Source organism: Burkholderia sp. AU31624 (genome assembly GCF_020420065.1).
In the GTDB taxonomy this organism is placed as follows: Bacteria; Pseudomonadota; Gammaproteobacteria; order Burkholderiales; family Burkholderiaceae; genus Burkholderia.
Genome location: NZ_JAIZRT010000001.1, coordinates 152,217 through 173,882 on the forward strand (window position 1 = coordinate 152,217; position 21,666 = coordinate 173,882).

The window sequence follows — 21,666 nt, forward strand, 5'->3', positions numbered from 1 at the left end:
TCGGTTTTCTGAGGGCGAACGACTCCCCCACGGCGCGGATTATAGGCTGCCGCTATCGAGTTTACAAGTGGGATTCATTGCGCCGTCTCGACCAGATCACGCGCCTCGAACATCGGCCTGAGCAGCTTCTTCGCCCGCGCATACTCGTCCGGCAGCGGAGATTGCAGCCGAATCGACGACCAGGAACGCGCTCCGCTGAACCGGTTGCGCATTTCCGTCTGAATCGCCACGCGGCCACGCAGATCGAGTCGCGACACGCATGCATCAACGGCCTCGCAAACTGCCTTCCGCGCGCGCATGTCGGCCGCATCAGCCAGATCCGACGACTCGCGCCAGCCAGCCCGGTATTCGCGGCAAGCAGGATCGGCGCCCCCATAGCCGAGCTTCGGTCGATACGAATCTTGCCAGTCGTACCAGTCTTCGAGCAGGTCGTCGATTTCGTCGTTGGTGGTCATGCAGACTCCAGCGTGAGATAAAGCGCCCGTGTCGCAGGAGCCAGCGGCCGAGTGCGCATCGGCGTAGCGTGGTGCTCAGATGCGCAGTTCGGCCGCGAGCTGGCGGACAGTGCGTGTTTGCGAGTCGATGCGCGAAAGCAGCGCGCGAAGCAACCCGATCACCTCCGGGCCGGAAGGCGAGGCGCCAACGTTCTCCGGGTCGCAGGGCATCGGCTCGCGCACCGGATAAGTGAAATCGACAAGCCGGCCGAGTTCGTGCTCGAGCGTTTCGATGGCCTGATGCGCGCGCTCCGTGAGGCTGCGCACGGCGTCGGGCGCCGGAATTTGTGCGGCGTCGGCAATCTGCTTTTGGATTTGCTCGATCGATTGACCGGACGACAGTGGGCCAACGATCCCCAGGTTCCCTATTTTTTGGTATGCGTTCGATTGATTCATGCTGCTCTCCGGTTGTGATGCTGGGTTTGGACTACCAAAACTTCACGATGAAGTGCCAGCGGATATAGACGGTCGCCGCGAGAGCGACGACGCAAAATGCGAAAACGGCTTTTTCGAGGATGGTCATGCTGCTCTCCGTTCGTTGTGCTGCTGGTTGTCGCGCCAGACGACGAATGGCCGGCGCAGGAACTGGTGGAAGCGCTGCTGCGCCTGAGCGTCGGTCGCGAGCTCGCGGCGCGACGTGATCTCGCAGACCGTTCGGATGAACTCGGCCGCCGTATCGACGTCGACTTCGCGCGGCGGGACCATCCATTGCGCGACCCACTCGCGGAACTGCGCGTCGCGTGGGAGCATGCCGGCGAGTTGGATGAGGTTCATGCCGTCACCTGCGCGATGAGCGATGCGAAGTGGTTGCCCGGCGCCGTGCGAGCGACGCGCGCGATCACTCGCTTGCGAGCCTTGTAGCGACGCTCGACCTCTGGCTTGTTGCGCTTCGGGCGCTTCTTGCACGGTAGATCGCCACGCGCCCATACCGCGTTCTCGCGGCCGCCGTGCACGCGCGCCGGGAATTCCCAGTCCTTCACGTAGACGAGCTTCGGCTCGCCGCGCAGTTCATGGGCTCGGCGCATGACGTTGATCGCCGAGTGGATGTCCTGGATGCGCACGCCGAGGTAATCGGCGATCTCTCGCGCGCTCATCGGCCCGATCGTTTCGAGCAGGTTGAGCACGACGGCTCCGGTGGATGGCTTGCGGCCCAGCTTCATACGAGGTTCCTCTGCGCCCAGCGCGCGATCAGCACGCTTTCGGCACGGTTGTGATCCTTCGCCCGGGCCAGCGGCGCATGCGGGTACAGCCGGCGCGCAGCATCCAAGCACTGCGCCTTGTCTGCACTGAGCCCGTAAAAGCGCTTCCAGCGCTGCGGCGTCACGTACTCCATGCGCATGTCGCAGAGGATCGCGACAGCCTCGAGAACCCCCCGCGTATGCGCCAGCGCTCCCATGGTCTGCACCGATGAACCGCCGAGCAGCTGCATGTCCTCCATCGCGAAGATCGCGCGCTCGTCAGCGGGAACGCCGCGGCGCAGGATCTCGCGCAGCGCGCGGGCGTCGAGCTTGCGTTTGACGCGCGCCTTCGGGCCGGCAGTGGGAATTGGGCATGTCGGCAGATCCTCGACCGACAGCAGGTCGCCATTCGCGCCAAGGAACGTGAGCGCGCCGGTGAGGCCCGGGTCGCAGCCGATGATGATCGTCATGCGGCCTCCTTTTGGGCCGGAAGGTTCGCGCGGTGATTCCATGCCTCGATCGCCTCGGGTTCAGTGCGCCGCATCGGCCCCTCGGCCTCGCAATGGAGGCATGCGACGTCGAAACCGTCTGTCCACATCGGGAAGAGGCGCGCTTTCATGCCGCAGAAAGAGCATCGAAGCAGCTCGCGCGCGGGCGTAGTGGCTGCGGTCACCGGCTCCATTGCTGCCTCCATTGCGACGTTTCAAGGTCGAGGAACTGCGCGCCGTCCGTCCGCTGGTCACGAAACTGCAGCGACGCGGGATCGAACCAGAGCTTCAGGTTCCCTTCCCACGGGTAGTGCCGCTGCTTGGCGCAGATCAGCACCGTGTCGGCCTGCGCTTCGAACATCGCGCGCTTCTCGTCGTCGAGATCCTTCCGCAGCTCCGTTTCCTTGCGCTTGTTGCGATGCACGATGATCAGGTTGTCGACGAGGTCGGTGATTTCGCCGGCGCCCTTCAGGTCGAACTTGTCGGGGATGTCGGTCTCCCGCTCGCCCTTGCGGATGTGGTGCACGAGGTGGATATGCAGCCCGGTATCGCGCGCCAGCGAGCAGAGCTGATCGACGAAATTCTTCTGGCCGGCGTAGTCGTCGGGCGCAATCCCGCACTTCATCAGACTGTCGATGACCATGTGCGAGACGCCGAGCTCGTTGCGGCAGTACCGCGACACGGCCAGCATCCGATCGCGCTGCACGGTGCCGATGTGGTTGTAGATCCAGAGCCGGTCATCGGTCCAGCGCTCGAGAGAACGCAGGTACGTCTGTGCCGGCGCTTCGTTGCAGGCAGCCTGCCGCGCCATGCGCTCGAGCGTCTTGTGCGGAGGCATTTCCATCGAAGCGATGCACGCACGCTCGCCCTGCGACATCACGTGCAGGATCACCTGCCCGAGCACACCGGATTTACCGTGCCCATTGATGCCCCCCCATAGCGAGACTTCACCCGGACGGAAGGCGAGATCCTTGCCCAGGGACGACCATGGCGTCGACACACCGGTCTGCTGCTGCGCTTCGCCGTGGAACGCATCCACAACCATGTCGAAGAATTCGGACGCTCGACGGACGTCCGCACGACCGTCGTCTGCGTCGTTGACGTAGGCGTTCCAGTCGATCGAATCGGGAATCATGCGTGCCACTGCTGAGCCTCCTGTGCGGCCTTGATGACGAGCGTGCAAGCCTCGTCGTATGGGGTTGGTATGGACTTGCCGAGTTCGGCGAAGATGCGCGATGCGAGCGCCCGGGCGTCGTCCCAGGAGGGACCGCCAAGCGCCATCGGGCACCAGTCGAAAACACGGAAGTCGGTGATCTGGCGCCACTCGCCGAGCTCTACGCGCGGGCCCTCGCGGAACGTCAGCACCATGCGGCGCGGTACCGCTGCGGCCATGTCGACCAGCGAGCGCAGCAGCGCAGGAAACGCGATCGAAGCCGAAGCGAAAGCCTCGACGTCCAAGGCCGCAATCGGCCGCCAGTCGTAGCGCTCGTTGATCGAGGCATGCAGGGTCACGTTCGACCACTGCAGCGATCCAACGAACGAAACGAGGACCGAGCCAGCCGGAGCCTGACGGCGACGGCGCATGGCAACGAGAACTTCGGAGTTGGCGGGATAGCGGGTCATGGCGATCACGCGAAGGGGTTGTCGACCAACTGGCCGCGAGCATTTCGCACAAGCTCGCTTCCCGGATCAGTGCCATTGGGCTTGGTCGCGCCCAATGCACCGGCGTACTGCCCGAACTTCTCGGCGTTGAAAAGCGTCGCTGGACGCAGGTACTCGCACATCTTCGGGTCATGCGACCAATCCTTGACCTTCGCATCCACCACGGCCTTCAGCTGCTCGACTGTCGCCCCTTCGCGAATGCGAGCGGCGATGAGTTTCGTGTTCGCAGGAACCGCCTGAAAATTTCGATTCGCTTTCTCGTTGAGGTAGGACAGGATGTCCCGGGCAGCGTCGGGCATGCCCGACATATCCTCCTGTTCCTGCTCCTGTTCCTGCTCCTGTTCCTGCTCTTGGCTTCGATGGGGCTCCGAAGGGGCTTCCGAGGGGCTTAATTCGAACGCCTTAGATTCGCGTTTTTTCGTGAGATTGAAGACTTTCGCGTATCGGTCGTAGAAGGCCGCCAGGAAAGGGTTTTCGGGAAGCTGGTTGTATTCGTTCTGCACGCCGATTGAGCGCTTGTCGTTCTCCGACAGCTTCTCGGCGATCTGGAAACGAGCCATTTCGAACACCCAGACCATTTCCGACTCGCGGTCGTAAGCGCAAAATCCGGCCTCGATACACCTTTGGAGCCCCTTCGAAGCCCCTTCGAAGCCCAAACCAGTCTCATGCGCGATGAGCAATTCGGGCTGGTAGAACAGCCCGAGCATGTTCGAGTGCGGTGAGGTCATCAGATAGAGGCCCACGACGACCGCCTCGGCGCCCGCCTTCTTCAGCTTCTTGCCCGTGTCGCCGATCCAGAATTTCGGGGAGACGCGCGAGTAATCACGCATGGCGCACCTCCGCACGTGCGGTGAGGTAATTCGGGAGGTCGTTCACGCCCACCTCCAGCACGCGCCGAAGGGGAAGGAGATGACGCCTGCCATCCAGAAATCGATGATGAGTTCGATCATGGTCATTCCCTTCACCCTGCGATTCCCGCTTTCTTCAGCAGGTCGAGCAACTCCGGGCCGAGCGCCTGAATCTGCTCAAGCGCGGCCTGCTTCGTGTTGCGGCGATCGCCGAGGAATTTCTCGCAGAGGTAGTACAGCGGCGTCATATCGCCGCTGACATCGAGATAACGCTCGAAGCTGTCCAACGAGAAATGGCGCTGGGTATCGTCGGCAAGCTGGGCGCTGAGATTGCCCGGCGCCTGGTCCAGATCGATAGCGATGCGCTTCAATCCGCGTTGGTAGATACCTTGCGCCACACATTCACGTACGTTGCGATAGCGCTCGATGAGGCCCGGCTCGAAGTCCAGCGTGAGCTGGCCAGCGCCGGCATTGATGTTGGCTGATTTCATGTTCTATCGATCGCTATCGGTGGTTATCAATCGCGGCGATGAAAAATGGCGACAAGCGCCAGGCGAAAGGGAGGAGCTTCCAGCCATGTCAGAATCGATTCCGGCTGCCAGGCCAACGTCATTAATCCATTTCATGAAAGGAAGCTCCGTGAACCATCTGATCGTTTCGCTGCGCTACGACGCGCCGCTTTGGGTACTGCTCAAAATCATTTCGCGCCGGGCGAATCCAGACGCTGTTCTGCTTGAATTCGATGAGCCAGACGAAGCTCATCCCGAAAGCTCAGCCCTTCTTGGGTGCATCGAGGCTCATCAGGACGGATTCGGGTTTGTTCGCTTGGTCCTGAACCAGGAAGGAAATGACCCCGGAGACATTCCTCAATCGATCTCAGTGCCGCAGCACCTTGTGGCGTGGATAAGCGAAGAGACGAAACGGCCGACTGCGGGATTTCTCGCTGACTGGCGATCTGCGACGTGACCCTGCGGCGCGCGTCACGCTCACGTCGGCGCGCCCGCACTCGTTCGATATCAGGTCGCAGGCTCATACAGCCTCCGCGGCAAGATGAAACGGCACCAGGACAAGCGGCGGAAGCGCGTCCTTAGCCCATTGAGGGAGGGCATCGAATTCACGTTGCCAGCCCATCAACTGGCGGAAGAAATCGGCCTGGGAAAGAACCGTCTTCATGCGGGCACCTGAGCGGGTTCAGCGCCGCTGATGACGATCTCAGCGTGTACGCGTTGGATGGCGCGGAGAGTTTTCGACGAGCAGTCGACCTGCCCGTTAAGCAAACGGTTGACGGTGGGCTGCGAGATGCCGAGACGCTTCGCGAGTGCAATTTCGCCTTCTTTCGTCGTCTGCTTGATTTCGGCAAGCAGTTCGCTGGGGGGGCGCAGGTCCATGGTTTGGCTCGAACAGTTATTCACCTATACGCAATCTATACGATGATGAATAGTTTTGTCAATGCGACGGCGGATAGCGGCTTGAGCGACGCTTATTCGGTTCCGTATAGTTCGGGCATGAATCTCGCCGAACGACTTGATCTCGCGATGAAGGTGCGGGGCGTGGAAAGCCAGAGCGCGCTGAGTCGGCTCTCCGGCGTGCCGCAGCCCACCATCAATCGCATCCTGAAAGGAACGACCACGCAGCCGGACGTTGCAACGGTCCAGAAGCTGAGCGAAGCGCTGCAGCTCGATACCTCCTGGCTGCTCGAAGAAAAGGGCCGCGGGCCCGATCTGCCGAAAAGCGGCCCGAAACGCCCTCTTCCCGCCGAAAAGGGAAATGTCACTATCTGGGACAATCCCGAGGACTTAGAGCCGGACGACGATCGGATCTGGATCGATCGTTTCGACTACCATTTTTCGGCGGGGAATGGATTGATCCAATGGGAAGTGCGTGAGAAGCGGGCCCTCCCGTTCAATGCGGCGTTTTTCAAAGCCAAGGGCGCGCGGCCGCAAGACTGCAAGCTCCTCGTCGTCCGCGGGGACAGCATGGAGCCGTGGGCCGAGGATAAAAACGTAATCATGATCGACATCACATCGACGCGGATCATGGACGGCGAGCGCTACGCGATCTATTTTCAAGACGAGCCGCTTGTGAAACAGATCTTCAAAGAAGCCGGCGGCGGCCTGATCCTCCATTCCTACAATTCGCGCTATCCCGACAAGCTCGTCCCTCCGGATAAGCTCGAGTTCGTCCATATCGTCGGTCGCGTGATCTATCGCTCGGGGTAAACCATGAAATCTAGAAAAATTGCCGGCATCGCCCTGACCTTTCTCTCGCTTCAGGCATGGGGGGCCAATTGGCAAGAGTTCTTCGAGGGAAACGATGGCTCAAAAATGTATGTCGAAACCTCATCTCAAGCCGTAAAAAACGGGGAGGCGCGCGTCTGGATGTATATCGATTTTCCAGCACAGAGGGCAGACGGATACGGAATCTACAACTCTTTACGGCAAGAAATTCTGGTTGATTGTCGGCGCCGGAAAACCGCTTCGCTGCAGCTTCAAATGTTTCCGGAGGTCGGAATGGGCGGATCTGGCGGATATCAATCCGGCGTAAGCGATCAAGCGGCGAGAGCGAATCTTCGGGATGCGCCACCCGGATCAATGGTCGAAACTCTCATCCGGCTCACCTGCCGCTAGCCCAAATCATCCCGCCAGTGCGGGATTTTTTTTGCCCCGACCTATTCATAGACGTATTGACATTGCTATTCACTGTCGTATACTTGCCTCAACGTCACCTCCGACACCGAGGCCACCATGCTCCACCCCACCACCACCGAACGCGCGGCCGACTTCTGGTCAGACCGGCAGCTGCAGCGGTTCAACGATGCGCAGGCCGAGGCCGACGAAGCGCTCGAGCGCGCGACCGCGGTGGTCGCGCTCGACGACGTGCTCGAAGCGCTCGCCGGCCTGAACGAATCCGAGCAACGCAAGCTCGTCGACACCTACCGCGACACCTCAGACCGCGCGCATTTCCAGTGGCTGCTAATGGCTGCGTTCGAAGACGCCTTCTCTGCCGCAGCGAAGCGCATCGCCGAGTACTCGGGCGGTGGGCGCGTTCCGCCCCGCGTGCGCTTGTTTGATGAGATGTAGCCATGTGCGCCGTCCGATATGAAAGGGAGTACCGGATCTGGACGCTGATGCGCTCAAGATGCCGAAATCCTAAAACGCCTGGATTTCACTTATACGGCGGCCGCGGAATAAAAGTCTGCGATCGATGGGAATCCTACTCGAACTTTCTGGCGGATATGGGAAGGGCTCCGAGCAGGATGCATTCGATTGATCGAATTTGCACAAATAGTAATTACGAGCCATCGAATTGCCGATGGGCGACTCCCGCGCAGCAGGCTGTCAATCGGCGTGACAACGTGTTCCTCACGTATCAAGGGACGACGCTTTGCCTGAAGGATTGGGCGAGACGCTTGGGATTTCCCTACGAAACGATAAAGGCTCGGGTTCGATATGGATGGGAGGTGGCGCGAATTATTGAGACTCCCATCGATGTTACCAAGCGAAAGAAATCTGCAAAACCAAGAAAGACTCGTTATTGAGGCCTGACATGAACTTCCATCGCCTCCACACCGAAATCGTGCCGCTCTCGGGCGGCTATCTCGAAGTCGCATGCCCGGACATGGAACTGCCCGAGCTGCGTCGCCACTGGTCGATTCGCCGCCTGGTCGACTGGAAACACGTCGTGTGGTGCTGACATGCAGCTATTCGTCAAAACCGTCCTGATCGGCCTCGGCGTCCTCTTCGCTTTCGGCATCGTCTACGAGGTAGTCGATCGCATCCGCACAGCGATGAAGAACATCGAGAACGACGACCACCACCGCGGCTGAGCCGCGCACCTACCGGAGCACCACATGAAGATCGAAATCCTGAACCGCTGGACGCTGAAGGTCATTTTCGAGTGCGAGGCTGACTCGATGAAAGTAGCAGTCGAGCTGGCTTGCAAACAGGGGACGTACCTGCGCGACGCGAACCTGAGCGGCGCGGACCTGCGCGACGCGGACCTGAGCGACGCGTACCTGCGCGGCGCGTACCTGCGCGGCGCGAACCTGAGCGGCGCGGACCTGAGCGACGCGGACCTGAGCGACGCGTACCTGAGCGACGCGGACCTGCGCGGCGCGAACCTGAGCGACGCGTACCTGCGCGGCGCGAACCTGAGCGGCGCGAACCTGAGCGACGCGGACCTGAGCGACGCGGACCTGAGCGACGCGTACCTGCGCGGCGCGTACCTGCGCGGCGCGAACCTGAGCGGCGCGGACCTGAGCGACGCGTACCTGCTGCCGATCAAGGCCGATTTCATCGAAGTCATCTCGCAGGCGCCGCGCGAAGTGCCCGCGCTGATCGACGCGCTGAAAGCTGGCCGCGTCGACGGATCGACCTACTCGGGCGAGTGCGCGTGCCTCGTCGGCACGATCGCGAACGCGCGCGGTATCGACGTCGATTCGGCCGAACTCGGCATCCCGAAGGATTCCTCCCGCCCGGTCGAGCGCTTCTTCATGGCGATCCGCAAGGGCGATACGCCCGAGACGAATGCGGCTTCGAAGCTCGCACTCGAATGGGCCGAAACGTGGCTCGACACGCAGCGCAAGGCATTCGCGTCGTAACGCACCCCACACAGAGGGACCACATGAACGAGATCAACGACGGCGCACTGACGATTCCCGCGCCAGAACTCAACTGGTCGGTATTCGACTGGCTCGAAATGGAAATTTCGGCGGTCGATTGCTGGTATCGCGGCGATCCGAGCTACGAGCACGACGCCTACTGGATGAAAGAGCGCGCGCTGAAGCTGGTTCAGGAGGCGAAAGCCATTTTCGCGCCGGGCGTGGAAGCCGACGCGCTGATGGTCCTCGAAATGCTCGCCGCCGACGCTGACGCTGGCAAGGCCATGATCCCGTCACTCCTGCGCACAGCCATCGACGCCGCGCTGATCAAGGCCGGCCGCAAGGATGCGCCGGAGCCGGTGCGGCACGTGACGATTGCGGGGGTCTGACATGCCGGCACCGATGAGCATCGAACAAAACATCGACAAGTGGGTGTACATGGACCCGATCTGCGGATGCTGGATCTGGACGGGTTCATGCGATCGCGACGGTTACGGGAAATTTCGGCGCACACAGATCGCTCATCGAGCAATCTACAAATGGGCAAAAGGCCCTATCCCGGCCGGAATGGAGCTTGACCACCTTTGTCGCATGCGCTGCTGCGTAAATCCGAATCATCTTGAGCCGGTCACCACGCGCGAAAACATGATTCGTGGATTTTCCGTCAGTTCAATCAATGCGCGGAAAACGCATTGCGATCGCGGTCACGAGTTGTCTGGCGCGAACCTCTATGTCTGGCGTGGTGGCCGGTATTGCCGAGCCTGCAATGTGCTGCGTGCCAGAGCCTGCAAAGCGCGCAAAGGAGCCCAATGATGCGCGCCCCTCTCATCCGCCTCCCCGACTGGTTTTGGCTCGCGGTGATCGGCGCGCTGTACCTGATCGCGTGCGGCGTCGCGCCGGCCTACGAACTTCTCGCGGGGATTGCGCGATGAAAACACTTGCCGGAAAGCGCTGGTTCTATTCGCTCGGACAACGGTCGATGAGCCCGCTCTACATGGGTCCGTGGCCGTACAAGGATTGGCCTGAATGGGCTCTCATCGCGTACTTCACAGGCCAAGACGATGAGCGGTTTTCGCGAGCACGCCAGGCCATCAAAACATGGTCCGCATCAAAAATCATGGAGCAGTCGGCATGAACCCGATCACCTACCTCTGCGACGCCCTCGACCGGCTGTTCGAACGCAGTCCGGTCGCCGGAATCATCGTCGCGATCGTGATCGCGTTCCTGTGCGCGGTCGGCATCGCATACCTCGGCGCCACGCCGGAAGCGCCGCGCGGCGTGTGGGGGGCGTGATGCTGATCGAACACCTCGACATCGACGAATACCACGCGCGCCCCGAGATCTCGAAGTCGCAGCTCGATACGCTCAACGTGTCGCCCGCGCACTTCTGGGCGCTGCATCGCGATCCGAATCGGCCTGCGCCGACGACGCGCGGCGGCCAGCTGGAGGGCAATCTCGCGCATTGCGCGATCCTCGAACCGGACGAGTTCGACACACGCTACATGCTCGGGCCGAGCGTCAACCGCAACACGAAGGCCTGGAAGGACTTCGTCGAAGCGAACCCCGGCCGTATCGCGATCCAGCGGGATCAATACGACACCGCATGGCGCCAGTCGGACGCCGTGCGCGCGCTGCCGGAGATTCGCGAGGCGCTGTCGCGCGGCCGCGCCGAAGTGTCGGCGTTCTGGACTGATCCGGCGACAGGCGTGGCATGCCGATGCCGGCCGGACTTCGAACACGATCTGACCGAATCGAGCGTGCTGCTCGTCGACGTCAAGACCTTCAGCAGTGCGGCCCCGGACGAGTTCCGCCGGCAGGCCGCGCGCAAGCGCTACCACGTACAGGACGCGTTCTACAGCGACGGCTACGAAGCTGCGAGCGGCAAGGAGGTGCGCGCCTTCGTTTTCGTGGCGGTCGAAACTGAATGGCCGTTCGCCGCGCACGCAATGATGCTCGACGACATGTCGCGCGAGCAAGGCCGCGCCGACTACGCACGCAACCTCGCGACCTACGCGCGCTGCGACGCGGCCTGCGAGTGGCCTGGCTACTCGAAAGAAATCACCCTGATCACCTTGCCCCAATGGGCTTTCACGAATGACGAGGCATAACGATGGCAACGACAACGAATCTGGCTCAACTGAAATCGACCTCGAAGATGGTCGCGCGCGAGGCCGGCATCGGCAGCGTGAAGCAGTTCTTCGAATCGCAGAAAGGGACGCTCGCCGCAGTGTTGCCGCGGCACGTGAGCCCGGATCGCATGCTGAAGATCGCGCTTGGAGCGCTGCGCACGACGCCGAAGCTGATGGAGTGCACGGTCGAATCCCTGATGGGTGCAGTCGTACAGTGCTCCCAGCTCGGCCTTGAACCCAACACGCCGCTTGGCCATGCATACCTGATCCCGTTCGAGAAGAAGAAAAAAGTCGGCAACCAGTGGGTGACGGACAAGGTCGAGACGCAGATCGTCATCGGCTACAAGGGATTGATCGACCTTGCGCGCCGTTCGGGCCAGGTCGTCAGCATCGCCGCGCACGCCGTGCATGAGCACGATCACTTCGACTATGCGTTCGGCCTTGACGAGAAGCTGGAACACAAACCGGCGATGTCCGCGCGTGGCCGCGTCATCGCTTTCTATGCGGTCGCGAAGCTGGTCGGCGGCGGTCACGCGTTCGAGGTGATGAGCGCCGAGCAGGTCAACGAGATCCGTGACGCCAGCCAGAACTACAAATTCGCGCGTGACAAGGAAAAAACCGTCTGGGGCCAGCACTATGAGGAAATGGGCCGCAAGACCGTGCTGCGCCGTCTGTTCAAGTACCTGCCCGTGAGCATCGAGCTCGCGAGCGCAGCCGCGATCGACGACGTCGGCGCATCCGGTCGCTCGCAAGCGCTCGACACCGTGCTCGACGGCGACTACATCACGCCGACCGATGACGAACAGGACGACGACGGCGAGATCGATCCGCCGGCCGGCCTGACCGATCAACGCGCGCAGCAATCCGACATGACGCTGCCGAGCTACGACGACCTGCTCGCGCAGATCCAGAAGGCGAACGACGCCGAGGTGCTGGCTCTGGTCCTCGATAGTGCACGCGATCTGCCGCAGGCCGAGTACGTGAAGCTCGAGCAGGCGTATCAGGATCGCCGTGAAGTGCTGCTCGGAGCCTGACATGCACACCAGTAACGACCTCCACCGCCTCGTCGCCGCGATTCGGCACGACGTCGTCAGCTGCCCGATCGACCGCGAGCTGCTGAAGCCGGTATTCGCCGCGTTCGACGGCGGCCAGATCTGCGCAGTCCCCGAGTACGTCGAGAAGCGCATCCGGCACTGGGCCGGGCGCGTCGCGCAACCGCAGTAAGCCGTCCACCACAGGAGCCAGCATGTTCAACCTCGACAACACCCTCGCGAAGATCGTCTCGGTGACGAACGTGAGCGAGAAGCACGGCACCGAGCGCAAGCCCGCGATCACGATCGGCATGTCCGTCGTCGTGGGCGGCGACGTCCTCGGCGAGTTCGACCCGGCGCTGCGCGCGATGCTGTATCGCAAGCCGCAGCCGAAGCCCGGCGAGCTTCCGATGGAACACGACGGCCTGACCGAACTGCGCTTCCCGTTCATGCGCAACCTCGCGTGGGATCGAAAATACGAAGGGTACTTGCTGCGCTTCCACATCGGCGCGACGGGCGCGGAGGACGTGCTGCTCGCCGAGTGCGGCCTGAAGGACATCCGGTTCACCACGCAGGAAGGCGGCTCGGTGGGCGTGCACTTCAAGATCACCGCGCACCCGAAGGACGAGGTCGACCACGGGAAAATCGCAACGCGCCTGCAGCAGGAGATCGGCATCACGCTGACGCCGCCGGACAACTACGTCGAGCCGGGGCTGTTCGGGGATGCGCCGCCGGCTGACGACGAGCATCGCCCCTTCGCAGGCTCGGACCTCGATCAGCGCGAGGAAGTCGAGGAAGAGTGACCCACTCGCCGCGCCACGCGCGCGGCACTCCGGCTGCATCGGTGGGCGCTCGGATGACGGCCGGGCCCCGTCATAGCACCGACTCGACTCCCGGCGCTTTCATGCTAAACGCTGCCTGATGCGAGCCCAGCGCCCAACCGATGCGGCTGTTCTACTGATTGAGGATGACGATGAGCGAACAGTTTTCGCTTTTTCAAGGCGATGCCGCTTTTTCGCCGCGCCGCGGCGATCTTCCCGAGATTCGGCCGGCCAACATGCGCACTTCCCATGGTCTGCATGACCCGAAGTATCGCCACGGCTACTCGGTGTCGTCGGTCAGCTGTGTCGAAGAAATTCTCGCGGACAACCACGACGTTCGAGTTTTTGGCGGTGGCATGGATGCACCCGAGGACATTCCTACTGGATCTGTGAAAGCGTGCTTCTGGGATCGGCAATTGACCGGTCTGATTCAGCGAACAACGAGCCGAGAAAAACGGTGATCTCTTTTCTACCTCTCTGCACGCTCTTTTTAACCGCTTAGGGAAATAGACATTCCGACCACCTGAGGACCACCATGACCACCACCGACAACAGCCGCGCTGATGCGCTGACCCGATGCCCACTCCTGGTAGACGCGGACTGCCTCTATGGACCCTATGGCATGAACGGCGAAACCGTTTGCAAATTTTGCGGGTTCGCCAAGGATGCCAAACGTCCTGTCGAGCAGCACAAAGCAGCGCCGGCCGACGATGAACCCCTATCTATCGCGCTCGCGATGGTCGATCCGTGCCCGTTCTGCGGTTCCGAGAACGTTGACCCGAAGGGCTGGCTCGCGAACGACGGCCGCAGCGGTCCGGCTTGCGATGAGTGCGGCGCAACGGCCGAATCGATCGAAGGCTGGAATCGCCGCGCGCAACCCGCACCATCCGCCCCGCTCGAAGGCACGGGCAATGGGGCGGATGAGCAGTTTGAGCGTTTCGTTTCGCTTCACGAACTATGGGCCGACGCGGCAGCGCTTTGCCACCGCGTGCAACAGGGCTCGCTTTCGCCTGACGATCTCGCGGCGCACATTCGAACGAAGATCGATGCAGGTTTGGCGAATGCCCGCGCCCCTCGCACTGAGGTGGCGGGAGCGGTGCCGATCGCATGGGTCCGTGCCGACGATCCGCGCGAGGCTATCTCCGACGAGAAGAAGCGCGACATGATTGCGCACGCCGGTGCACCTGGTAAGAAGCTCGCCGAGTGCTATTCGATCCCCGCTTATGGACAGCCTCCCTCCGCAGATGCAGCGGCAGCGCCGATTAAAGGAGAAAGCCAGTGAGCAACCTCGCCATGCACGTTAAACGGCTTGCGAACGATTCCGGCTATGGCCGGTGTCTCGAACCTGAGATTCGGCGCGAATGCCTCGTCGCGTGCGCAGCTCGCCTGATTGCTGGCGAGTACGAACTTGACGAACAGCCGGCTCTTCCTGGCGCCTGACCAATCGCACCATATCGAGGCATTTCATGAACAAAGTCACCATCACCGTTTCGGGCGCAGTTGGCTCAGGAAAATCCGCGCTCTGCGGCGAGATCGAAATCTTGTGTAAAGCGCTTGGCCTGCAAGTCGACTGGATCGGCGGCCAAGAAGAAAAGAACCTGACGCATGCCGACTGGACGGAGGCGCTGGAAATGTACAAGCCCAGCGTCACGATCGCAGAATCGATCGAACGCGAAGCAGCGCCGGCAGACGAGCGGGCGGCGTTCGAGCAATGGTGGAACGACAACACGACGTGGCCGGTTACATCGAAGAACATCGCACTTCACGCATGGCAAGCCCGCGCGGCAGCATCGCAGCCCGCAGCGGCAGCAGGGCAAGAGGCACGCTATGCGCTTGTGCCGCGCGTTCTGACGCAGGCTATGGACGGTGCCATGCACCGCGCGTGGAAGCTCGGCAGCACGCAGCACCTGTGGGATGTCGCGCTTGCCGCCGCGCCGCCCGCGCCGGTCGCCAATCGGCAGGGGATGACGGAGATCGAATACGAGAAAGTGCGCCTCGGTCTCCATGCCGCCAAGCATTTCATCGCGAACGGCATTTCGCTCGGCTTCATTCGCATGCCGGACGCTGACTGCCCCGATCCTGCGCACAACACGCCGAAGCTGGTCGACGAAGCGCTCGCCCTTCTCGATGGAGCCAAGCATGAATAAGACGCTGACGGACGCCGAACTCAACGTGCTTTGGGAACTGGCCAAAAAACATGTCGCGGTCGAGGTATTCCGCCGAAACGCCCGTGCCCTCCTCGCTGCTCAGCAGCCGGAGCCGCCGACGTTCGAGGCCAAGCATATCAGCCTGAAGCAGAAAGGCGCGAAGTTGATCCTGACGCTCGAACTGGATGGCGTCGAGGGTGCTCCTCGCTATACGGTGACGCCGATCAATCCCAGTGTCGTCAGGCCGCAGCCGGAGCCGCGCGCCGAGGTGACGGACGACGATGTGCGTGCATTGCTGCCAGGCGTGTATTACATGGATCCGCCCGACGGCGGCAACGTGTCGCTGCTAGAACAGCTTCGGCGCATGGCCGAAGATGCTGCTCGCTATCGAGCATCCCGAGCGTTCGACGACGAGGCGCACGAGTTCCTATACGGGAATCTCGAAACGCTTGAGTCAGCCATTGCACTTGCTGACGCCACCGGAAATTGCAGCCAAGCGCGCGGCCTCGAAGCCGTCGAATACCAGATCCGCCGACTGTTCAGCGCCGCCCGCGCAGGAGAAGGCCAATGACTGAACCGATTCTGACGCATTTCTACGCCCTCCACCGGAGCAAGCCATGAAGATCAGACTGAGCGACTGGTTGGAACGAGAATTCAGCCCCGCGCCGGCGATGCGCACCGCGTCGCGCTGGATCAAGGAGGGCAAGATCTACCCGCCGCCGATCAAGGTCGGCAACGCCTATTACGTCGAACAGAACGCGGTCTATCAGGAAAGCGCTCGCCCGCGTCTCGTTCACAGGATCGCATGATGGCAGCCCGACCACGCATCCGTATCCGCGCCAACTGGCCCGAGCACCTTCACGAGCCGCGTCCGGGCTACTACACCTGGTTCGATCCACGCACGAAGAAGACGCACGTGCTCGGCCGTATGCCACTGGCGCAGGCGATCTATGAGGCAACAGAGGCCAACATGGCGATCGCCACGGGTAAGAAGACGCTGGCCGAGCGCGTCGAAAGCGATTCGCCGACGTTCAGCGAGTTGCTGAAAAAGATGCCCGTCTCAGAGAAATACAACACCGCGCAGAGCCGGAAGCTCGCCGACGGGAAACTCGAGGCGAAGCTCGGCAAGATGAAGTGCCGTGAGCTGACGACGAAGCACTTCGCCGACATCATCGAGGCGATCCTCGCGGAGGGAAAAACTGCTCTTGCGAAGGTCGTGCGCGCCCGCGCGATGTCGATCTGCCGCCGCGGTGTGTCGCTCGGCTGGATGGATGCCAATCCGGCCGCCGTCACCGAGGGCGTGAAGTTCAAGACGAAGCGCAACCGCCTCACGCTGGAGTCATTCCAGAAGATCTTGGAGCAAGCGCCGAGAGTAGCGAGCTGGCTGGAGAACGCGATGCTGCTCGCTCTCGTTTCAGGTCAAGACCGCTCGACCTGTGCTCGGTGGGAACGATCGTGGATCAAGCATGGGCATGCGCGCGTGACGCGACAGAAGACTGGCGTGGTGGTCGAGATCCCGATGGCGCTGCGGCTCGACGCGATCGACATGACGCTCGCCGACATCGTTGCACGCTGCAAGAAGACCGGAATCATCAGCCAGTATCTGATCCATTACACCGGGACGAAGAACGGGACGGTTCCTGGATCGCCGGTCGGACTCGGCGTCATTTCGGCGGCGTTCGCGCGCGCACGCAAGAAAGCTGGCATACCGGACGGCAACGCGCCGTCGTTCCACGAAATCCGGAGTCTTTCGAAGCGGCTGTATGACAAGCAGGGGAACGTCGACACGAAGGCGCTGCTCGGCCACATGTCGGACACATCCGCCGAAACCTACGCGGATGCGCGAGGGATTGAGCCTATTCGGGTGAAGGTCGGTTCTTAATGAATTCCGAACAGGTTCTGAACACGCCCTTGTGCGACAAGGGTTTCCGGCCGATCGAATGTTTCAATCAAATACACGCCTGGCCTCGCCGGAATCCTGAACACGTTGAAAATCCGCGTCGTCGCCAACATCGGGCATGCTCATCAGCACTTGCGCAAATGTCTTTCGCTTCGGCCGGCCGAGCGCATCGGCCAGGATGGCCCGATGTTCGGCCTCGGCACTCCTGCCATTTGCCGCAGCCTGCTCGCGCAGGCTCTGAACGATACTGTCATCCACGTTACGCACCAGTAGATTTGCCATGAATTCCTCCATCCGGGTTTGATATCAATGATAGCGCCACGAGGGCGAATTGCAATCATTGCTATCATCGCCATTCACGGAAAGAGGACGGTGATTGGCGTCGGCGAACGGCAACGGGCCGCATGAATCCTCTCGGCATGCGCCGCTCGCCCGACGGGTCGAATTGCTGTCTGCAAGGTAAGCCGGAACGGAACGGCAGGAAAGACGGCCGATTGGCTATTCACCGCGTCTTGCGAAGACGCACGCACACGCTGCAGCGACGGGGCTGCATTCACCGCCTCCACGCGCCGTACTCGCGTCGGTCGTCAGACGGCAGTCTTGCCAACCCTCGTTGCCCCGCCCGTATCGGCAATGCCGGCATTGCCCGCACCGGCACACGCAACGACGTCTCACCCACTCAGAACCGATACGAGATCCCGATCTGCAACACCGGGTACCACCGATAGCGCGACATCACCTGCCGCAGCGAATCCAGCCCGCTCGAGGCCAGGATCTGGCTCTTCGCCGGCCCGGCCGCGGCCGCCAGTTCCGGCGACAGCGTGTACGAACATTTCGGTATCCCGTACGCCACGCCGAGGTCGGCAACGAAGCCCAGCCCCTTCGACGACGGCCGGTGCCCGTAGCCGATCCCGAAGTACGGCATCACGGTCGGGTAGCGCGCTTCCGCCACCGCGAACATCCCCGGCATCGCCGGATAGTGCTTGCCGCCGAATACGTAGGTGCCGTTGGTCGGCACCGATACGCCGCGCAGATCGTCGTCGTTGAAGCGCAGACCGAGCGTCGCGCGGAAGCCGCTGCCTCGCCACGGAAAGATGTCCGCGTACAGGCCGCCCTGGCGCAGCTTCAGGTCGTCCTGATAGCGATTGCCCCCCACCGTGAAGTCGTGCGAAAGATCGATCGCGTTGAAGTCCGCGTGCGCACCCAGCATCGAATTGAAACTCACGGCCGCGCCGATGCCGACGCCCTGCGTGCCGCCCTGCAGGTAGATCTCCTGCGCGAGGACATGCATGCTCGCGGCACACGTCACCGCGACCGCTGCCCATTGTTTCACCGTCGTTTTCACGGGCGCCTCCCCCGACATGTGCCGGGCGCGCCTCGCCAACGCAAGCGACCTGCGCCGCCACGCGTGACGCGAACCCCGGCACGACACCTTGCAAGCACGCTTGCTGTTCGACGGATCGGGAACGCGTTGCCCCTTGCGCATGACCGATACGACATGCGCGGCATGTACGCCGCTCCAGGCGGCGCCCACGCCCCGATCCGATTCCCCGTTTGTTTCGATGTCGTTACATGCCGCCGATGCCCTGATCGTTCTGGCGAGATTCGTCTGCACTGACGGCACCGGGTCCACCGCAAGGCACGTGCCATGCCACGCAAATCCACGCGCAGCAAGCGTCGCATCCAAACGCTCGCCGTCGTGCTGGGCGAAATCGGGAGAAACGTTTCAGGAACGTATCGATATCCGGCACACGACGCCGCAGCGCGCGATTGTGTGCGCACGCATCGATATCGCGATGCACGCCGAACAAGGCCGGACGGCCGTCAGCGCACGTCCGTCTCCGTTACCGTCGATCGGACGTGGCCGCATGCATCGAAGAAACGTTGCAAAGGTGTGACCTCGCACAGGGCGTGGGCGAGGCCGATACGCAAGCGTGCCCGGCAGGTCAGGGTGAATACGGATGCCGGTTCACGCATGCTGCGCGAACGGGTCGTCGTGCGAGCCGCAACCGGTCACTACACCGCACCGATTCCCGCATCGCCCGAAGTTTCATCGACCGACGACAGCCGGCCAGCGGATGATAGAATCGTCCGTCCATACCCTCTGGACGGACACAATGCAAAAACTGCAGTGGTCTAGCGGAATCGATAACGAAATCGAATTCTGGTCGAAGTGGTTGGATACGAAGGGCGGTCCGTGGCCGGAAGATTTTCAGTTCCGCATCAACCCCGACACCGAAGTACATCCATGGATGGCCGAGCTGCTGAACGGCATTCCGAATCCGAAGATCCTCGACGTGGGTGCCGGCCCGATGACGGTGCTGGGCAAGAAGATGAACGGCATGCCGCTGGACATCACCGCCGTCGATGCGCTGGGCGATCTGTACAGCCGCCTGGATTTTCCCTCAGGGCTTCCCCTCATCAAAACCCGGCAGTGCGAAAGCGAATGCCTGACCACGATGTTTCCGGCAAACACGTTCGACATGACCTATGCGAAGAACACGCTCGACCACAGCTACAATCCGGTCGAAGCGTTTCGACAAATGGTCGCCGTGACGAAACCCGGTGGCTTCATTGCGACCGAGCATGCTGCGAACGAGGCGCTGAACGAGAACTGGGAAGGCTTCCACCAATGGAACTTCCACGTCGACGGGCGCGATTTCCTGATCTCGAATCGAAACGAGACATTCAGTATCTGCCGCGAAATCGAGGGCCTGGCGACGATCGAAACGCTCTCCCCTGATCGCGCTGACCATATCGGTTGCGTGATGCGCAAACTCTGATCGGCGACGCAGGGTGCGGCCGTTCAATTCAGTCGCACCCATCGGAACGATTCACCACTCGCGCATTCCCGCCCCCCTGAATTCCACAGTCCGAACCGGTCGGCCGGAATCGCGGCATGGCGACCGCAATCGGACATTGCTACCGCCTGCCGTGCAAATCCGGCAACGCTTTCCGGATGCAGCGATGCATTCGATCTGGGTGCGAACCCGCATCGTCATGGCATCGCTGTTCCTTCTGGGGACCCAGCGTTTCTGACCGCCAGGTTGATTTACACTTCGGCGTCCAACCCACCCACGTTATCGATGACGAAGTCCGCTCCGCCCCCCAATAGTCCGCGCGTATTCGGACTGGATATACTGCGCGCGCTCGCGGTTCTCCTCGTTCTCGCCAGCCATACCGTGGCGCACGGGGCGCCGCCGGCGTGGCTGCGGTGGTACTTCTCGGCACAGGGGACGATCGGCGTAGAGATCTTTTACGTTCTGAGCGGGTTCCTGATCGGAAGCGTACTGATCCGGTCCCGGAAAGCGGGCAAGCTCAAGGCCCCGGGCGATGTTCTTGATTTCTGGAAGCGCCGCTGGGCACGCACCCTCCCGCTCTATGCCTTCTTCCTGCTCGTCTATCTACGCTTCGACTACCACGGCCCGGCATCGCTCGACGTCGCCTGGCCGTTCTTCCTCTTTCTCCAGAATCTGGCGTGGCCGATAGGACCATTCTTCGAGCACTCGTGGAGCCTGGCCGTGGAGGAATGGTTCTACCTGTTGCTCCCGTGCATATTTCTCGCCGCCGCAGGAATGCTGAAGTCGAACGGACGTGCGATGCTCGCAACGTGCGCCGTGTTCATCGTTGGCCCGCTTGTCGCAAGGATCGTTTTTGGTTGGCATGCCCAGTCGCTATCGGATGTCGATCGTCATGTTCGATCCATCGTCTTGTGCCGGCTGGATTCCCTGTTCATTGGGGTAATCGTGGCGTATATCCGCATCGAACGACCGAAACAGTTTGCGCGTCTTGCATCGCTCTGGAAATTTGCGTTGCCGATTTTTGCCGCCCTGACGCTCTACTTCGCGTGCGGTGCGCCTTATCTCGTCACCAACGCCATCGTCCGCACCATGGCATACCCGATGCTGTCCGTCGTCATCGCCGCGTTGCTTCCCGCAGCGATGACCATTCGCACGTCGGGCAGTCGTCTGCTCGATCGTTTCATCGACTGGACCAGTCGGATTTCGTATTCCCTCTACCTGGGACACATCTGCATGCTGACACTGGTGCTCGGCATGTTTGCAAAATACGGTTGGTCAATCGAAAGTCATCGCACGACACTCATCCTGTATGTCACCCTCGCCGGCTTCTATTTCGCATTCGCACATCTGACATACAAGTTCGTCGAGCAGCCCTACATCCGGCTTCGCGACAAGGTCATGGGGAACAGCGATGAGCGAAGCGGGTGCAATGCTGTGAGCGTTCCCGCAGTCCGGCCGGAAACCCCGGCAAAGCGTACGCCGGAAGTGCTTGCGAACGTGCAACACATCGAGCATCGGTAGCAGGGCCGTCACGCGAATCGGAAATGCAAAGGCCGCTCGCAACGAG

General features: G+C 61.7%; 38 protein-coding genes. 24 read left to right on the forward strand and 14 right to left on the reverse strand.

The genetic code is table 11. The features are described from left to right. Window positions 1-74: 74 nt before the first annotated feature. From LGM89_RS00760 to LGM89_RS00805, 10 genes are all read right to left on the reverse strand, one after another. Window positions 75-455, reverse strand: coding sequence for a hypothetical protein (locus tag LGM89_RS00760; RefSeq protein ID WP_226271982.1), 381 nt, complete (start codon window positions 453-455; stop codon window positions 75-77). 75 nt (window positions 456-530) lie between these two features. Continuing rightward, complete coding sequence (locus LGM89_RS00765; protein WP_226271983.1) at window positions 531-890, reverse strand: hypothetical protein; 360 nt, start codon at window positions 888-890, stop codon at window positions 531-533. 123 nt (window positions 891-1,013) lie between these two features. Then, on the reverse strand, window positions 1,014-1,268 hold the full coding sequence (locus LGM89_RS00770) for a hypothetical protein (protein WP_226271984.1): 255 nt from the start codon (window positions 1,266-1,268) through the stop codon (window positions 1,014-1,016). Next, entirely contained in the window at window positions 1,265-1,654 is a 390-nt protein-coding gene (locus LGM89_RS00775; protein WP_226271985.1) for a hypothetical protein, read from the reverse strand. The genes LGM89_RS00770 and LGM89_RS00775 overlap by 4 nt, the downstream gene beginning before the upstream one ends. Then, on the reverse strand, window positions 1,651-2,142 hold the full coding sequence (locus LGM89_RS00780; protein ID WP_226271986.1) for a hypothetical protein: 492 nt from the start codon (window positions 2,140-2,142) through the stop codon (window positions 1,651-1,653). Before LGM89_RS00780 ends, LGM89_RS00775 begins: the two co-directional genes overlap by 4 nt. Further along, entirely contained in the window at window positions 2,139-2,354 is a 216-nt protein-coding gene (locus LGM89_RS00785) for a Lar family restriction alleviation protein (RefSeq protein WP_226271987.1), read from the reverse strand. The genes LGM89_RS00780 and LGM89_RS00785 overlap by 4 nt, the downstream gene beginning before the upstream one ends. Continuing rightward, window positions 2,342-3,295 carry an AAA family ATPase gene (locus tag LGM89_RS00790; RefSeq protein ID WP_264172447.1) on the reverse strand — a complete coding sequence of 318 codons (954 nt, stop codon included), beginning with the start codon at window positions 3,293-3,295 and terminating at the stop codon, window positions 2,342-2,344. Before LGM89_RS00790 ends, LGM89_RS00785 begins: the two co-directional genes overlap by 13 nt. Further along, window positions 3,292-3,783 carry a histidine ammonia-lyase gene (locus LGM89_RS00795; protein WP_226271989.1) on the reverse strand — a complete coding sequence of 164 codons (492 nt, stop codon included), beginning with the start codon at window positions 3,781-3,783 and terminating at the stop codon, window positions 3,292-3,294. The genes LGM89_RS00790 and LGM89_RS00795 overlap by 4 nt, the downstream gene beginning before the upstream one ends. A gap of 5 nt (window positions 3,784-3,788) precedes the next feature. Further along, window positions 3,789-4,652, reverse strand: a complete 864-nt coding sequence (locus tag LGM89_RS00800) for a conserved phage C-terminal domain-containing protein (RefSeq protein ID WP_226271990.1) — start codon at window positions 4,650-4,652, stop codon at window positions 3,789-3,791. A 131-nt stretch (window positions 4,653-4,783) separates the two neighbouring features. After that, window positions 4,784-5,161 (reverse strand): hypothetical protein, encoded by a 378-nt coding sequence (locus LGM89_RS00805; RefSeq protein ID WP_226271991.1) that lies wholly within the window; start codon window positions 5,159-5,161, stop codon window positions 4,784-4,786. Between LGM89_RS00805 and LGM89_RS00810 the strand changes: the two genes are divergently transcribed. After that, window positions 5,160-5,636 carry a hypothetical protein gene (locus LGM89_RS00810; protein WP_226271992.1) on the forward strand — a complete coding sequence of 159 codons (477 nt, stop codon included), beginning with the start codon at window positions 5,160-5,162 and terminating at the stop codon, window positions 5,634-5,636. The two genes, LGM89_RS00805 and LGM89_RS00810, sit on opposite strands and share 2 nt — an antisense overlap. 63 nt (window positions 5,637-5,699) lie before the next feature. Here the strand turns inward: LGM89_RS00810 and LGM89_RS00815 are convergent, their stop codons facing one another. Next, on the reverse strand, window positions 5,700-5,843 hold the full coding sequence (locus LGM89_RS00815; RefSeq protein WP_226271993.1) for a hypothetical protein: 144 nt from the start codon (window positions 5,841-5,843) through the stop codon (window positions 5,700-5,702). Then, window positions 5,840-6,058: a helix-turn-helix domain-containing protein gene (locus tag LGM89_RS00820; RefSeq protein ID WP_226271994.1), complete on the reverse strand. Its 219-nt coding sequence runs from the start codon at window positions 6,056-6,058 to the stop codon at window positions 5,840-5,842. The genes LGM89_RS00815 and LGM89_RS00820 overlap by 4 nt, the downstream gene beginning before the upstream one ends. Window positions 6,059-6,139: 81 nt before the next feature. Here LGM89_RS00820 and LGM89_RS00825 point away from each other — a divergent pair, with 81 nt between their 5' ends. From LGM89_RS00825 to LGM89_RS00920, 21 genes are all read left to right on the forward strand, one after another. Next, window positions 6,140-6,889 carry an XRE family transcriptional regulator gene (locus LGM89_RS00825; RefSeq protein WP_226271995.1) on the forward strand — a complete coding sequence of 250 codons (750 nt, stop codon included), beginning with the start codon at window positions 6,140-6,142 and terminating at the stop codon, window positions 6,887-6,889. 3 nt (window positions 6,890-6,892) lie between these two features. Further along, on the forward strand, window positions 6,893-7,297 hold the full coding sequence (locus LGM89_RS00830) for a surface-adhesin E family protein (protein WP_226271996.1): 405 nt from the start codon (window positions 6,893-6,895) through the stop codon (window positions 7,295-7,297). 117 nt (window positions 7,298-7,414) lie between these two features. Next, window positions 7,415-7,750 carry a hypothetical protein gene (locus LGM89_RS00835; RefSeq protein ID WP_226271997.1) on the forward strand — a complete coding sequence of 112 codons (336 nt, stop codon included), beginning with the start codon at window positions 7,415-7,417 and terminating at the stop codon, window positions 7,748-7,750. Window positions 7,751-8,216: 466 nt separating this feature from the next. Continuing rightward, the gene (locus tag LGM89_RS00840; RefSeq protein ID WP_226271998.1) at window positions 8,217-8,363 is read left to right on the forward strand and encodes a hypothetical protein; all 147 of its coding nucleotides are present in this window, start codon (window positions 8,217-8,219) and stop codon (window positions 8,361-8,363) included. Window position 8,364: 1 nt separating this feature from the next. After that, window positions 8,365-8,496, forward strand: a complete 132-nt coding sequence (locus LGM89_RS37095) for a hypothetical protein (protein WP_264172425.1) — start codon at window positions 8,365-8,367, stop codon at window positions 8,494-8,496. 24 nt (window positions 8,497-8,520) lie between these two features. Then, on the forward strand, window positions 8,521-9,270 hold the full coding sequence (locus LGM89_RS00845; protein WP_226271999.1) for a pentapeptide repeat-containing protein: 750 nt from the start codon (window positions 8,521-8,523) through the stop codon (window positions 9,268-9,270). Between the two features lie 23 nt (window positions 9,271-9,293). After that, entirely contained in the window at window positions 9,294-9,659 is a 366-nt protein-coding gene (locus LGM89_RS00850) for a hypothetical protein (protein WP_226272000.1), read from the forward strand. A 13-nt stretch (window positions 9,660-9,672) separates the two neighbouring features. After that, window positions 9,673-10,083, forward strand: a complete 411-nt coding sequence (locus tag LGM89_RS00855) for an HNH endonuclease signature motif containing protein (RefSeq protein WP_226272001.1) — start codon at window positions 9,673-9,675, stop codon at window positions 10,081-10,083. 115 nt (window positions 10,084-10,198) lie between these two features. Beyond that, the gene (locus tag LGM89_RS00860; protein WP_226272002.1) at window positions 10,199-10,405 is read left to right on the forward strand and encodes a hypothetical protein; all 207 of its coding nucleotides are present in this window, start codon (window positions 10,199-10,201) and stop codon (window positions 10,403-10,405) included. Next, window positions 10,402-10,563, forward strand: a complete 162-nt coding sequence (locus LGM89_RS00865) for a hypothetical protein (protein WP_226272003.1) — start codon at window positions 10,402-10,404, stop codon at window positions 10,561-10,563. Before LGM89_RS00860 ends, LGM89_RS00865 begins: the two co-directional genes overlap by 4 nt. Next, window positions 10,563-11,378, forward strand: coding sequence for a PD-(D/E)XK nuclease-like domain-containing protein (locus LGM89_RS00870; RefSeq protein WP_226272004.1), 816 nt, complete (start codon window positions 10,563-10,565; stop codon window positions 11,376-11,378). Before LGM89_RS00865 ends, LGM89_RS00870 begins: the two co-directional genes overlap by 1 nt. A gap of 2 nt (window positions 11,379-11,380) precedes the next feature. After that, complete coding sequence (locus tag LGM89_RS00875; protein ID WP_226272005.1) at window positions 11,381-12,433, forward strand: recombinase RecT; 1,053 nt, start codon at window positions 11,381-11,383, stop codon at window positions 12,431-12,433. A 1-nt stretch (window position 12,434) separates the two neighbouring features. Beyond that, window positions 12,435-12,623, forward strand: coding sequence for a hypothetical protein (locus LGM89_RS00880; protein WP_226272006.1), 189 nt, complete (start codon window positions 12,435-12,437; stop codon window positions 12,621-12,623). A 22-nt stretch (window positions 12,624-12,645) separates the two neighbouring features. After that, window positions 12,646-13,233 (forward strand): hypothetical protein, encoded by a 588-nt coding sequence (locus LGM89_RS00885; RefSeq protein WP_226272007.1) that lies wholly within the window; start codon window positions 12,646-12,648, stop codon window positions 13,231-13,233. 170 nt (window positions 13,234-13,403) lie between these two features. After that, window positions 13,404-13,712, forward strand: a complete 309-nt coding sequence (locus LGM89_RS00890) for a hypothetical protein (protein ID WP_226272008.1) — start codon at window positions 13,404-13,406, stop codon at window positions 13,710-13,712. A gap of 74 nt (window positions 13,713-13,786) precedes the next feature. Then, the gene (locus LGM89_RS00895; RefSeq protein ID WP_226272009.1) at window positions 13,787-14,533 is read left to right on the forward strand and encodes a Lar family restriction alleviation protein; all 747 of its coding nucleotides are present in this window, start codon (window positions 13,787-13,789) and stop codon (window positions 14,531-14,533) included. Beyond that, window positions 14,530-14,691, forward strand: coding sequence for a hypothetical protein (locus LGM89_RS00900; protein WP_226272010.1), 162 nt, complete (start codon window positions 14,530-14,532; stop codon window positions 14,689-14,691). Before LGM89_RS00895 ends, LGM89_RS00900 begins: the two co-directional genes overlap by 4 nt. 26 nt (window positions 14,692-14,717) lie before the next feature. Then, on the forward strand, window positions 14,718-15,398 hold the full coding sequence (locus tag LGM89_RS00905; RefSeq protein ID WP_226272011.1) for a hypothetical protein: 681 nt from the start codon (window positions 14,718-14,720) through the stop codon (window positions 15,396-15,398). Next, window positions 15,391-15,969, forward strand: a complete 579-nt coding sequence (locus LGM89_RS00910; protein ID WP_226272012.1) for a hypothetical protein — start codon at window positions 15,391-15,393, stop codon at window positions 15,967-15,969. Before LGM89_RS00905 ends, LGM89_RS00910 begins: the two co-directional genes overlap by 8 nt. 46 nt (window positions 15,970-16,015) lie before the next feature. Continuing rightward, complete coding sequence (locus LGM89_RS00915) at window positions 16,016-16,207, forward strand: excisionase (RefSeq protein WP_226272013.1); 192 nt, start codon at window positions 16,016-16,018, stop codon at window positions 16,205-16,207. Further along, window positions 16,207-17,280: a tyrosine-type recombinase/integrase gene (locus LGM89_RS00920; RefSeq protein WP_226272014.1), complete on the forward strand. Its 1,074-nt coding sequence runs from the start codon at window positions 16,207-16,209 to the stop codon at window positions 17,278-17,280. Before LGM89_RS00915 ends, LGM89_RS00920 begins: the two co-directional genes overlap by 1 nt. 63 nt (window positions 17,281-17,343) lie before the next feature. Here the strand turns inward: LGM89_RS00920 and LGM89_RS00925 are convergent, their stop codons facing one another. After that, window positions 17,344-17,580 carry a FitA-like ribbon-helix-helix domain-containing protein gene (locus LGM89_RS00925; RefSeq protein ID WP_039351245.1) on the reverse strand — a complete coding sequence of 79 codons (237 nt, stop codon included), beginning with the start codon at window positions 17,578-17,580 and terminating at the stop codon, window positions 17,344-17,346. Between the two features lie 397 nt (window positions 17,581-17,977). Next, window positions 17,978-18,661, reverse strand: a complete 684-nt coding sequence (locus tag LGM89_RS00930) for a hypothetical protein (RefSeq protein WP_226272015.1) — start codon at window positions 18,659-18,661, stop codon at window positions 17,978-17,980. Between the two features lie 754 nt (window positions 18,662-19,415). Here LGM89_RS00930 and LGM89_RS00935 point away from each other — a divergent pair. Both LGM89_RS00935 and LGM89_RS00940 read left to right on the forward strand, forming a co-directional pair. Beyond that, the gene (locus LGM89_RS00935) at window positions 19,416-20,081 is read left to right on the forward strand and encodes a class I SAM-dependent methyltransferase (RefSeq protein WP_226272016.1); all 666 of its coding nucleotides are present in this window, start codon (window positions 19,416-19,418) and stop codon (window positions 20,079-20,081) included. Between the two features lie 303 nt (window positions 20,082-20,384). Next, window positions 20,385-21,620, forward strand: coding sequence for an acyltransferase family protein (locus LGM89_RS00940; RefSeq protein ID WP_226272017.1), 1,236 nt, complete (start codon window positions 20,385-20,387; stop codon window positions 21,618-21,620). The last annotated feature ends 46 nt before the right edge of the window (window positions 21,621-21,666 follow it).

What these genes read in the sequence shown, in the direction of transcription:
- LGM89_RS00865 (WP_226272003.1), top strand. Translation starts at nt 10,402, where the DNA reads ATGAACCCGATCACCTACCTCTGCGACGCCCTCGACCGGCTGTTCGAA.
- LGM89_RS00780 (WP_226271986.1), bottom strand. Translation starts at nt 2,142, where the DNA reads ATGACGATCATCATCGGCTGCGACCCGGGCCTCACCGGCGCGCTCACG.
- LGM89_RS00915 (WP_226272013.1), top strand. Translation starts at nt 16,016, where the DNA reads ATGAAGATCAGACTGAGCGACTGGTTGGAACGAGAATTCAGCCCCGCG.
- LGM89_RS00820 (WP_226271994.1), bottom strand. Translation starts at nt 6,058, where the DNA reads ATGGACCTGCGCCCCCCCAGCGAACTGCTTGCCGAAATCAAGCAGACG.
- LGM89_RS00850 (WP_226272000.1), top strand. Translation starts at nt 9,294, where the DNA reads ATGAACGAGATCAACGACGGCGCACTGACGATTCCCGCGCCAGAACTC.
- LGM89_RS00875 (WP_226272005.1), top strand. Translation starts at nt 11,381, where the DNA reads ATGGCAACGACAACGAATCTGGCTCAACTGAAATCGACCTCGAAGATG.
- LGM89_RS00935 (WP_226272016.1), top strand. Translation starts at nt 19,416, where the DNA reads ATGCAAAAACTGCAGTGGTCTAGCGGAATCGATAACGAAATCGAATTC.
- LGM89_RS00795 (WP_226271989.1), bottom strand. Translation starts at nt 3,783, where the DNA reads ATGACCCGCTATCCCGCCAACTCCGAAGTTCTCGTTGCCATGCGCCGT.
- LGM89_RS00835 (WP_226271997.1), top strand. Translation starts at nt 7,415, where the DNA reads ATGCTCCACCCCACCACCACCGAACGCGCGGCCGACTTCTGGTCAGAC.
- LGM89_RS00920 (WP_226272014.1), top strand. Translation starts at nt 16,207, where the DNA reads ATGGCAGCCCGACCACGCATCCGTATCCGCGCCAACTGGCCCGAGCAC.
- LGM89_RS00770 (WP_226271984.1), bottom strand. Translation starts at nt 1,268, where the DNA reads ATGAACCTCATCCAACTCGCCGGCATGCTCCCACGCGACGCGCAGTTC.
- LGM89_RS00810 (WP_226271992.1), top strand. Translation starts at nt 5,160, where the DNA reads ATGTTCTATCGATCGCTATCGGTGGTTATCAATCGCGGCGATGAAAAA.
- LGM89_RS37095 (WP_264172425.1), top strand. Translation starts at nt 8,365, where the DNA reads ATGCAGCTATTCGTCAAAACCGTCCTGATCGGCCTCGGCGTCCTCTTC.
- LGM89_RS00830 (WP_226271996.1), top strand. Translation starts at nt 6,893, where the DNA reads ATGAAATCTAGAAAAATTGCCGGCATCGCCCTGACCTTTCTCTCGCTT.
- LGM89_RS00785 (WP_226271987.1), bottom strand. Translation starts at nt 2,354, where the DNA reads ATGGAGCCGGTGACCGCAGCCACTACGCCCGCGCGCGAGCTGCTTCGA.
- LGM89_RS00800 (WP_226271990.1), bottom strand. Translation starts at nt 4,652, where the DNA reads ATGCGTGATTACTCGCGCGTCTCCCCGAAATTCTGGATCGGCGACACG.
- LGM89_RS00890 (WP_226272008.1), top strand. Translation starts at nt 13,404, where the DNA reads ATGAGCGAACAGTTTTCGCTTTTTCAAGGCGATGCCGCTTTTTCGCCG.
- LGM89_RS00815 (WP_226271993.1), bottom strand. Translation starts at nt 5,843, where the DNA reads ATGAAGACGGTTCTTTCCCAGGCCGATTTCTTCCGCCAGTTGATGGGC.
- LGM89_RS00880 (WP_226272006.1), top strand. Translation starts at nt 12,435, where the DNA reads ATGCACACCAGTAACGACCTCCACCGCCTCGTCGCCGCGATTCGGCAC.
- LGM89_RS00805 (WP_226271991.1), bottom strand. Translation starts at nt 5,161, where the DNA reads ATGAAATCAGCCAACATCAATGCCGGCGCTGGCCAGCTCACGCTGGAC.
- LGM89_RS00910 (WP_226272012.1), top strand. Translation starts at nt 15,391, where the DNA reads ATGAATAAGACGCTGACGGACGCCGAACTCAACGTGCTTTGGGAACTG.
- LGM89_RS00775 (WP_226271985.1), bottom strand. Translation starts at nt 1,654, where the DNA reads ATGAAGCTGGGCCGCAAGCCATCCACCGGAGCCGTCGTGCTCAACCTG.
- LGM89_RS00925 (WP_039351245.1), bottom strand. Translation starts at nt 17,580, where the DNA reads ATGGCAAATCTACTGGTGCGTAACGTGGATGACAGTATCGTTCAGAGC.
- LGM89_RS00765 (WP_226271983.1), bottom strand. Translation starts at nt 890, where the DNA reads ATGAATCAATCGAACGCATACCAAAAAATAGGGAACCTGGGGATCGTT.
- LGM89_RS00870 (WP_226272004.1), top strand. Translation starts at nt 10,563, where the DNA reads ATGCTGATCGAACACCTCGACATCGACGAATACCACGCGCGCCCCGAG.
- LGM89_RS00940 (WP_226272017.1), top strand. Translation starts at nt 20,385, where the DNA reads ATGACGAAGTCCGCTCCGCCCCCCAATAGTCCGCGCGTATTCGGACTG.
- LGM89_RS00930 (WP_226272015.1), bottom strand. Translation starts at nt 18,661, where the DNA reads ATGTCGGGGGAGGCGCCCGTGAAAACGACGGTGAAACAATGGGCAGCG.
- LGM89_RS00895 (WP_226272009.1), top strand. Translation starts at nt 13,787, where the DNA reads ATGACCACCACCGACAACAGCCGCGCTGATGCGCTGACCCGATGCCCA.
- LGM89_RS00790 (WP_264172447.1), bottom strand. Translation starts at nt 3,295, where the DNA reads ATGATTCCCGATTCGATCGACTGGAACGCCTACGTCAACGACGCAGAC.
- LGM89_RS00905 (WP_226272011.1), top strand. Translation starts at nt 14,718, where the DNA reads ATGAACAAAGTCACCATCACCGTTTCGGGCGCAGTTGGCTCAGGAAAA.
- LGM89_RS00840 (WP_226271998.1), top strand. Translation starts at nt 8,217, where the DNA reads ATGAACTTCCATCGCCTCCACACCGAAATCGTGCCGCTCTCGGGCGGC.
- LGM89_RS00845 (WP_226271999.1), top strand. Translation starts at nt 8,521, where the DNA reads ATGAAGATCGAAATCCTGAACCGCTGGACGCTGAAGGTCATTTTCGAG.
- LGM89_RS00855 (WP_226272001.1), top strand. Translation starts at nt 9,673, where the DNA reads ATGAGCATCGAACAAAACATCGACAAGTGGGTGTACATGGACCCGATC.
- LGM89_RS00760 (WP_226271982.1), bottom strand. Translation starts at nt 455, where the DNA reads ATGACCACCAACGACGAAATCGACGACCTGCTCGAAGACTGGTACGAC.
- LGM89_RS00860 (WP_226272002.1), top strand. Translation starts at nt 10,199, where the DNA reads ATGAAAACACTTGCCGGAAAGCGCTGGTTCTATTCGCTCGGACAACGG.
- LGM89_RS00885 (WP_226272007.1), top strand. Translation starts at nt 12,646, where the DNA reads ATGTTCAACCTCGACAACACCCTCGCGAAGATCGTCTCGGTGACGAAC.